Raw genomic sequence first — 8,876 nt, 5'->3', positions numbered from 1 at the left:
CTGGTGGAGGGTTGGGTCGCGGGCACCGGCACCGAGGTGGTGACGGTGCCGGAGGATGCCGACCTGGCGGCGATGCTGCCCGACCTGGCGCGTGCCGACATCGTCATCGGTGATGCATCCCGCCGGTTCCCGCTGGGTGCTGAGGCGCTCGCCGTGATGACCCGCTGTCGGCTGGTGTTCCACCCGGCCGTGGGGCTCGACGGCGTCATCGACCTCGCCGCGGCGGGCGAGCGCGGCATCGAGGTACGCAGCGCACCGGGCTACAACGCCGATGCGGTGGCCGACTGGACGCTGATGGCGATGCTGCTCGGGCTGCGAGGCGCCGTGGCAGCCGACCGGGACATGCGCGCGCAGGGATGGCACCGCCGCGCGCTGGGCCGCGAGCTGGGTGCTGTCACGGTCGGCATCGTGGGGTACGGCGCGATCGGCCGCGGTGTGCGCCGCCGACTCGCCGGGTTCGGGACCACGGTGCTGGTGACCGACGAGCGGGAGGTGAGCGACGCCGTCGAGCAGGAGGTCGAGCAGACCGGGCTGGACGACCTGCTCGCGCGTGCCGACGTGGTGACCCTGCACGCGCCGCTGCTGCCGAGCACACGGCACATGATCAGCAGCGAGCGGCTTGCTGCCATGCGTGAGGCGAGCGTGCTCGTCAACGCCGCCCGTGGCAGCCTGGTGGACGAGCCCGCACTGGCGCGTGCGTTGCGGGCGGGGCGGCCCGGGTTCGCGGTGCTCGACGTGTTCGAGACCGAGCCGCTGCCGAGCAGCAGCCCTCTGCTCGGACTGCCGAACGTGGTGCTGTCACCTCACGTGGCGGCGGGGACCGAGCAGGCGCGGGCACGCGTGCGTGCGCTCGTCGGCGATGTGGTGCGCGAGTTCTTCAGTAGCGGTCACTGATGGACCCGGTGCTGACTGCACTCCAGACCACGGAGGCGCCGTTTGCCCTCGCGACGGTGGTCTCGACGTGGAGCTCGGCGCCGCGCGGAGTCGGCGCCCGGATGCTGGTGCGGGCCGATGGCTCCACGGTTGGGTCGGTCTCGGGCGGCTGCGTCGAGGGCGATGTGCACGCGCTCGCGTTGCGACTGCTCGCCGGCGAACCCGCCTCGCTGCAGCGGTACGGCGTCAGCGACGGCGATGCGTTCGCGGTGGGGCTGATGTGCGGCGGCACGATCGAGGTGCTGGTGCAGCGCATCGAGGGCCCGGAGCCGCTGCGGGCGTTCGCGGCGGCGGTCGCGGTGCACGAGCCGGTGGCGCTCGCCTCGGTGCTGACCGGTGAGCACGTCGGCGCCCAGCTGGTGGTGACCGCTGACGGCAGCGTGCTCGGCGGCACCGGCTTCGAGCGGCTCGACACCTCGCTCGCCGCGGACGCCCGCTCGGTGCTGGCCACCGGTCGCACCACCGAGCTGTCTTTCGGCAGCGACGGCAGTCGTCAGGGTGTGGAGGTCCGTGTGCTTGTCGACGTGGCGGCACCGCCGCCGCGCTTGATCGTCGCCGGCGTGACCGACTTCGCGGTCGCGATCGCCGAGCTCGGCAGCTATCTCGGCTTCCGTGTGACGGTGTGCGACGCGCGTTCCACGTTCGCGACCACTGAGCGGTTCCCGCACGCTGACGAGATCGTCGTGGACTGGCCGCACCGGTACCTGGCAGCCGAGATCGACGCGGGCGCCGTGGACCGGCGCACGGTGCTGCTGGTCTGCTCGCACGACCCGAAGTTCGACGAGCCGGTGCTCGAGGTCGCACTGCCCGCCGGGCTCGGCTTCGTGGGCGCGATGGGGTCGCGGCGCACGCACGAGCAGCGGTTGGAGCGGCTGCGGCAGCGCGGGCTGGCCGAGGAAGCCCTCAGGACTCTCCGCTCTCCCGTAGGTCTCGACCTCGGTGGCCGCAGCCCGCGCGAGAGTGCGATGTCGATCCTGGCCGAGGTCGTCGCAGTGGCGGGCGGGGGCAGTGGGCAGCCGCTCTCGGAGCTGAGTGGTCCGCTGCACGAGGACCGGGACGATGGCTGAGTCCCGCCGGCTCACCGGGATCGTGCTCGCCGCAGGCGCCGGGGTGCGGATGGGCATGCCCAAAGGGCTGTTGGTCACCCAGTACGGTCAGAGCTGGGCGGCGCGTGCCGCGACGGTGCTGCACGTGGCCGGTTGCGACCCGGTTCTGGTGACCGTCGGCGCCTCGGGCGCCGAGGTCGCGGCGACGCTGCCCGGCGACGCCACCGCAGTGCCGGTCTCGGACTGGAGCGAGGGCCTCGGCGCGAGCCTGCGCACCGCCTTGGGCACCGTCGATCGCGACGCGAGCGACGCCGTCGTGATCATCCCGGTGGACGTGCCGGACCTGGCGGCCGTGGACGTGGCGACCGTGGTCGCGGCGATCGCCGGTCCGCTCCGCACGGGCCTGGCACGGGCGGTCCACGACGGCCAGCCCGGCCACCCCGTGGTGATCGGCGCCGACCACCTGGACCGCGCGATCGCCGAGTGTGCCGGCGAGCACGGCCCGCGGGCGTTGCTGCGCGAGGCGGTGTGCGTCGAGATCGGCCCCCGCCCGGATATCGACACCCCCTGCCCGGACATCAAGGCTCCCTGACGCCGTTTGCGTGCCCGTCTGCTCTGCCGAACAGGTGGTTCTGACCGGAGAGCACGCATGCCGAGCAGGAGGTGCTAGAGCGGGGCAGCCTCGGACTCGCCGAGGTCGAGGTCGTCGACGAACGCCACCACGGGCAGCTCCGGACGCGCGTCGAGCTCGAGCACCACGATCTCGTTCTCGCCTGCACGTAGCACGGGTGCGGGCACGTACAGGGTGCGCTGCGGGCCGTTGTCCCAGTACCGGCCGAGCGCGAAGCCGTTGACCCACACGTAGCCCTTGGCCCAGCCGGGGAGGGTGAGGAAGGCGTCGGCAGGGCCGTCGGCGGCGAAGGTGCCCGAGTGGAACGCGGCCCCGTCCACGGAGTCCGCCGGGCCCGCGGCAGCCCAGTCGAGCTCGGGGAGCGTCGTCAGCGGCAACGCGGCGCTGGCGAACCCGTGCACGTGCTGCCGCTCGTGCAGCACGCCACCCACCAGGCCCTTGCGCTCGCCGAGCCACGGGCCGTAGTTGACGCGCCCCATCGACTCGACCACGACCTCGAGGTCCACACCCGAGGCCGGGATCGCCAACGGCAGCCCGCCCTCGGCGCCACGCTCCAGCACGCCGAGCAGCCGGCCGTCGGCATAGACGTGGGCGCGGTCAGCCAGGCCCGGGAGCGTCAGCGGGTACTCCTGCCGTGGCCCGCGCACGTGTGCCCGGTACCGAACGACCCCGTGGTCGAGCCCGAGCTCCTCGAACGTCGGCGCGTGCCCGCTCTCGACCACGGGCAGGCCATCCAGCACGGCCCCCAGCGGCAGCGCCCGCGTGAGCGTCACCTCGCCCGAGGTGAGCACCGGGTACGGGGCCGGGACCTCGTGGGTGACCGGCCGCCGTCGGGCGATCGCCTCGCGATACGCCCAGAACTTGGGTGTGGGGCGCCCGGCCTCGTCGATCGGGGCGTCATAGTCGTAGGACGTGATCGTGGGCGTGTACGCGCCGTGGTTGTTGGCGCCCGCGGTGGTGCCGAAGCTCGTGCCGCCATGTGCCATGTAGACATTGACCGACCCGCCGGCGTCGAGGATCTCCTCCAGGGCCGCGGTCGCGTCCTCGGCCGAGCGCACGTGATGCGGCGCGCCCCAGTGGTCGAACCAGCCGTTCCAGAACTCCATGCAGAACGGCGCGTCGTCCGGGCGGTGCCGCCGCAGCGTCGCGAACGCCTCGCTGCCGCGGGAACCGAAGTTCACGGTGGCCCACACCCCGGGGATCGTGCCGCCCGTCAGCATGTGGTCCTCAGGCCCGTCGGACGTGAACAGCGGCACGTCGATGCCGCGAGCTGCCAGCCCGTCGCGCAGGTGCTCGAGGTAGACGATGTCGCTGCCGTAGGAGCCGTACTCGTTCTCGACCTGCACCATGCTCACGGGTCCGCCGCGGGTGACCTGCCGTGCTGCGATCACCGGGATCAGCACGTCGAACCATGCATCCACGGCAGCGAGGTAGTGCGGGTCGCGGGTGCGGATCGCGATTCCCGGCCGGCCGGTCAGCCACGACGGCAGCCCACCGTTGTCCCACTCCGCGCAGATGTACGGCCCGGGGCGCACGATGGCGCGCAGCCCGAGGTCGTGTGCGAGGTCGAGGAACCCGCCGAGGTCGGCGATCCCCGCGAACGTGTGCTCACCCGGGCGCGGCTCGTGCAGGTTCCACGGCACATAGGTCTCGACGCTGTCGGCGCCCATCGCCTGCAGCATCTGCAGCCGGTGTCGCCACTGGTCGGGGTGGACGCGGGCGTAGTGGATCGCCCCGGAGATGATCTGCTCGGTCACGAGCAGCAGTCAATCACCGCCCACGGTCTCCTCCGGGCCGCGCCGGAGCAGTGTGCGCGCGGCGCGCTGGCCGTGCGGCCGTACGTCGGTCAGAGTGCCGCCGGCTCGGTACCGTCGGGCGGGTGAGCGACGGCCCCGATCCGCTGAGACGCCGTCGGCTGGCGTGCCTGATCACCATGCTCGTCGGGGCAGCGGTGCTGGCTGTGTCCCTCCGGATCGCGCCTGGTGACGCGCTGTTCTACCCGGCCACTCTCGCGCTCGCCGCGGTCTGGGTGATCGGAGCGCTCGCCTCCGGGCCGGTACGCCTCGGGCGGTCGGCGCGTACGGGATGCCGCCCGGTGCTCGCAGGCGTGCTGCTGGGCCTGGCGCTGGCCGCGGTCTTCGTGCTCGGCGCCTTCCTCGTACGCGCGGTGCCGGTGCTGCAGGAGCACGTGCGCGACGTCATCGGCTTCGCGCAGCACGGCTCGATCGCTCTGGTCCTGGTGATCACGCTGGTCAACGGCATGGCCGAGGAGGTGTTCTTCCGTGGCGCGCTCTACGACGCTGCCCCGCGCCACCCGATCCTCCTCACCACGATCGTCAACGTCGCTGTGGTGGCGGCGTCGGGCAACCCGATGCTGGTGCTCGCGGCGGTACTGCTCGCGCTCGTGGCGGGATGGCAGCGCCGCGTGACCGGAGGCGTGCTTGCCCCGATCGTGATCCACCTGATCTGGGCGAGCGTGATGCTGGTCGCCCTGCCCGCGGTCCTCGGCTGATCGAGTTCAGGACCCACCACGCTCAGCGAGGGCGCGTCGCACGGCCACGGGATAGGGCGTCGGTGTCAACGGGACGACGTCCCGGATGCGGTCGTCCGTGACGACCGCCTCGATGTCCATCGAGTCGATCAGGTGCCGCCCGGTGGTGACGTCGACATCGGTCACCAGTGCGAGCCAGTACGAGGACAGCCGTGGGGTGAGCACCGGCACCGGCATGATCGGGGTTCGCCTGCCGGTCATCTGCTCGGACGCGACCTGCAGCATCGTCAGGTAGGTCAGCGCTTCGGGCCCGCCCACCTCGTAGATCTCCCCGAACGTCTCGGATCGGCCGATCACTCCGACCAGGTAGGCGATGATGTCGTCGATCGCGATCGGCTGGGTCCGCGTGGTCGCCCACTTCGGCACCACCATGGCGGGCAGGTTCTTGACCAGCTGCCGCGTCAGCTCCCAGGAGATGCCACCGTGGCCGACCACGACGGCCGCCCGCAGCACCGTCACCGGCACTCCGGCCTGCCCGAGCAGGCTCTCGGCTCTCCGCCGGCTGCGCAGGTGCGCCGACAGCGTGGAGCCCTGCGGCCCGAGCCCTCCGAGATACACGATCTGCTGAACCCCGGCTCGCGCTGCTGCGGTACCGAATCCCAGCGCGGCAGCCTGATCTGCGGCCTCGAAGTCCGGGCGGTCGAGGGAGTGCACGAGGTAGACAGCCACGTCGACTCCCTGCAGTGCGGACGCGAGGCTGCCAGGGTCGGCCACGTCGGCGCCCACCGCCTCGCCGGGTCCCTCGTAGTCCTGCGGACGGCGCGTCATGGCCCGTACCTCGTGACCTGCGTCGAGCACCGCCGGCACGAGCCGCCGGCCGATGAAGCCGGTGGCGCCAGTGACCAGGACTCGTCGTGACGACACGCTGCCAGTCTCGCAGTCGCGAGCGGTCTCGGTGGGACATTGCCGTGTTGGCGCCGGCCCCGGAGTGTGGTGCCGGTGGTAGTACGGTCGAACGGTGACTGAGTTCGACACTGCCACCGCCGCGGTCGAGGCCGCGCTCGCCGCCGGTGCGTCCTACGCCGATGCCCGCCTGATGTCCCGCAGCGCCGAGCGGATGCTCGCCCGCAACGGCGACATCGCCGACATGTCCCGCTCGGCGGACCTCGGGATCGGGGTCCGTGCGTTGGTCGGATCCTCGTGGGGTTTCTTCTCCACCTCAGATCTGGACGGCGGTGCTCGCCTCGCGGGTGAGCGCGCCGCGGAGATCGCGGCGGCCAGTGCACAGGTCCCGATGCGCTCGGCGAGCATGGTCACCAGCGAGCCGGTCCAGGCCAGCTGGAGCAACGCCGTCGAGATCGATCCGGCGAGCGTGAGCGAGTCGGACAAGGCCGACCTGCTGGTCGGCGCGACGCAGGCGATGCGCGAGCACGGCGCCGACGTGGCGCTCGGGGAGCTGACGTTCTGGGACACGAGCAAGTGGTTCGTCTCCAGCGAGGGGCACCGCATCGATCAGCGCATCCGCGAGGCCGGCGGCGGCATCGAGGCGACCACGGTCGGTGACGGCGAGACGCAGCGCCGTTCCTACCCCAACAGCATGGGTGGCCAGCTCGGGACCTGCGGCTGGGAGCTCATCGAGTCGATGGATCTGGTCGGCAACGCGCCGCGGGTGGCAGAGGAGGCGCGCGAGCTGCTCACCGCGCCGGAGTGCCCCTCCGGCGTGACCGACCTGATCCTCGACGGCAGCCAGGTAGCGCTGCAGATCCACGAGTCCGTGGGCCACGCGATCGAGCTCGACCGGATCCTCGGCTGGGAGGCCGCGTATGCCGGCCGGTCCTGGCTCGACCTGGCCCAGCTTGGGTCGTTGCGGTACGGCTCCGACCTCATGACGATCGCGATCGACCCGACCATCGAGGGCGCGCTCGGCTCGTTCGGGTACGACGACGAGGGCACCGCGGCTGCCAAGCGGCTCGCCGTGGACCGCGGTACCTGGGTGGGCGTGCTCGCCGGGCGCGACTCCGCCTCGGCGGCCGGCCTGGACTACGCGGGCAGCGTCCGCTCCGACGGCTGGCGGCGGCTGCCGATGGTGCGGATGACCAACGTGGGCCTCGAGCCCGGCCCGCACACGCTCGAGGAGATCATCGCCGCCACCGACGACGGCGTGTACATGGAGACCAACCGCTCCTGGTCGATCGACGACCGGCGGCTCAACTTCCAGTTCGGCTGCGAGGTCGGCTACGAGATCAAGAACGGCAAGAAGGGCCGCATGCTCAAGAACCCCACCTACACAGGCATCGGACCACGGTTCTGGCAGTCGATGGACATGCTGTCCTCGGAGATCGTGAACTGGGGGCTCGCGAACTGTGGCAAGGGACAGCCCGGCCAGGTCGGGCACACCGCCCATCCCGCCGCGCCCGCCCGGTTCACGGACGTCCGCGTGGGGGTGAAGGCATGAGGAGTGCACCCGGGAGTGAGGACCGGAGCGGAGCGAGGACCGGAGCGAGCGTCCGTGCGCGACCAGAAGGCATGCGTGTTGTCGCCGACGTCGCCGCCCGCACGGTCCAGGCCGTCACCACACGCCTGCCCGGCGCCGAGGTGGTCGCTCAGGTCGAGCGCAGCGAGGACCACCTGACCCGCTTCGCTGACAACGCGATCCACCAGAACGTGGCCGACGACGCCTGGTCGGCCACCGTGACCACGCACCTCGACGGCCGCACGCTGACGCTGCGCACCGGCCTGGCCGGGGCCGATGACGGCGCGGCGATCGATGCCATCGCTGACCGGGTGGCCGGCTCGGTGGCGCTCGCGCCGCTCGACCCGCGCTGGGCGGGCGTCGCCGCCGCTGCCGATGTCGCTCCCGAGCAGGAGCAGTCAGGCTCGACGCCGGCGGAGCGCGCCGACGCCGTCGCCGCCTTCATCGACGGTGCCGACGGCCTCAGCGCATCAGGCTATGTGAAGGCGTACCTCTCGGAGTCCGGCGTGGCCACGAGCGGTGGCCAGGCGGCGTCGATGCGCAGCGGTGCGGCTGCGATCGATGCGATCGCCAGCAGCAACGGCTCCGATGGTGTGGTCCGTAGCAGGGTGCATCGCCACGCCGATCTCGACCCGCACGCCGCCGGTGTGCTCGCGGCCGCGAAGGCACGCGCCGGGGCTGACGCCATCGAGCTGCCGCCGGGGCGCTACGAGGTGATCCTCGAGCCCGCGGCTGCCGCGAACATCATCTCGACGCTCGCCCTGTACGGCTTCAACGGGCGCATGGCGCTCGACGGCGCGTCCTTCGTGGAGCTCGGCGCGGAGCAGTTCGACCCGTCGATCACGATGGTCGACAACGGGCCCGGCTGGGGATTCACGGTCGATGCCGAGGGCACCCCGAAGCAGCGGCAGACGTTCGTCGACGCCGGCCGGAGCGTGCTGATCGCGCACGACCGGCGCACCGCGGCCGAGTCAGGCAGCACGTCGACCGGGCACGGCTTCGGGTACGGCATCCCGGTCGCTGCGCAACTGGGCATCGAACCGGGGCCGGCGGCCGCTGTCGGCGCCGCCCCGGTTGCCGCCGGTCCCGTGGCGCCCACGGCCGCGCCACTGCTCACCGGCGTGACCGGCTCCTCGCGCGCGCTGCTGGTCTCGGACCTCTGGTACACCCGGGCGCTCGACCCGCGGCAGGTGACGATGACCGGGCTGACTCGCAACGGGCTGTGGCTCGTGGAGAACGGCGAGATCGTGGGCGCGGTGCAGAACGTCCGCTTCACGCAGTCGTACCCGGCCGCGCTCGCTC

The 8,876-nt window shown here is 72.2% G+C and carries 8 protein-coding genes; 6 read left to right on the top strand and 2 right to left on the bottom strand.

The annotated features are described in order from the left end of the window. The 3 genes from ACOJSN_RS21245 to ACOJSN_RS21235 form a co-directional block, all read left to right on the top strand. Window positions 1–894 (top strand): NAD(P)-dependent oxidoreductase (locus ACOJSN_RS21245; RefSeq protein ID WP_420114477.1); only part of this gene is annotated, 894 nt, incomplete at its 5' end. Continuing rightward, a complete protein-coding gene (locus ACOJSN_RS21240; RefSeq protein WP_420114476.1) occupies window positions 894–2,000 on the top strand; it encodes an XdhC family protein in 1,107 nt (368 codons plus the stop codon). The genes ACOJSN_RS21245 and ACOJSN_RS21240, both read left to right, overlap by 1 nt. Further along, window positions 1,993–2,571 (top strand): nucleotidyltransferase family protein, encoded by a 579-nt coding sequence (locus ACOJSN_RS21235; RefSeq protein ID WP_420114475.1) that lies wholly within the window; start codon window positions 1,993–1,995, stop codon window positions 2,569–2,571. The genes ACOJSN_RS21240 and ACOJSN_RS21235 overlap by 8 nt, the downstream gene beginning before the upstream one ends. A gap of 74 nt (window positions 2,572–2,645) precedes the next feature. Here the strand turns inward: ACOJSN_RS21235 and ACOJSN_RS21230 are convergent, their stop codons facing one another. After that, window positions 2,646–4,367: a beta-galactosidase gene (locus tag ACOJSN_RS21230; protein ID WP_420114474.1), complete on the bottom strand. Its 1,722-nt coding sequence runs from the start codon at window positions 4,365–4,367 to the stop codon at window positions 2,646–2,648. A 122-nt stretch (window positions 4,368–4,489) separates the two neighbouring features. Between ACOJSN_RS21230 and ACOJSN_RS21225 the strand changes: the two genes are divergently transcribed. Beyond that, entirely contained in the window at window positions 4,490–5,122 is a 633-nt protein-coding gene (locus tag ACOJSN_RS21225; RefSeq protein ID WP_420114473.1) for a type II CAAX prenyl endopeptidase Rce1 family protein, read from the top strand. Between the two features lie 6 nt (window positions 5,123–5,128). On the opposite strand, the gene ACOJSN_RS21220 is transcribed toward ACOJSN_RS21225, so the two are convergent. Beyond that, a complete protein-coding gene (locus ACOJSN_RS21220) occupies window positions 5,129–6,025 on the bottom strand; it encodes an NAD(P)H-binding protein (protein ID WP_420114472.1) in 897 nt (298 codons plus the stop codon). Window positions 6,026–6,119: 94 nt separating this feature from the next. Between ACOJSN_RS21220 and ACOJSN_RS21215 the strand changes: the two genes are divergently transcribed. Further along, the gene (locus tag ACOJSN_RS21215; protein ID WP_420114471.1) at window positions 6,120–7,556 is read left to right on the top strand and encodes a TldD/PmbA family protein; all 1,437 of its coding nucleotides are present in this window, start codon (window positions 6,120–6,122) and stop codon (window positions 7,554–7,556) included. 71 nt (window positions 7,557–7,627) lie between these two features. Further along, window positions 7,628–8,876: metallopeptidase TldD-related protein (locus ACOJSN_RS21210; RefSeq protein ID WP_420114470.1), on the top strand; the 1,249-nt coding region annotated here is incomplete at its 3' end.

Source organism: Pseudactinotalea sp. (assembly GCF_048594945.1).
Taxonomy (GTDB): Bacteria; Actinomycetota; Actinomycetes; order Actinomycetales; family Beutenbergiaceae; genus Pseudactinotalea.
This window is presented reverse-complemented; position numbering and strand designations above follow the sequence as displayed.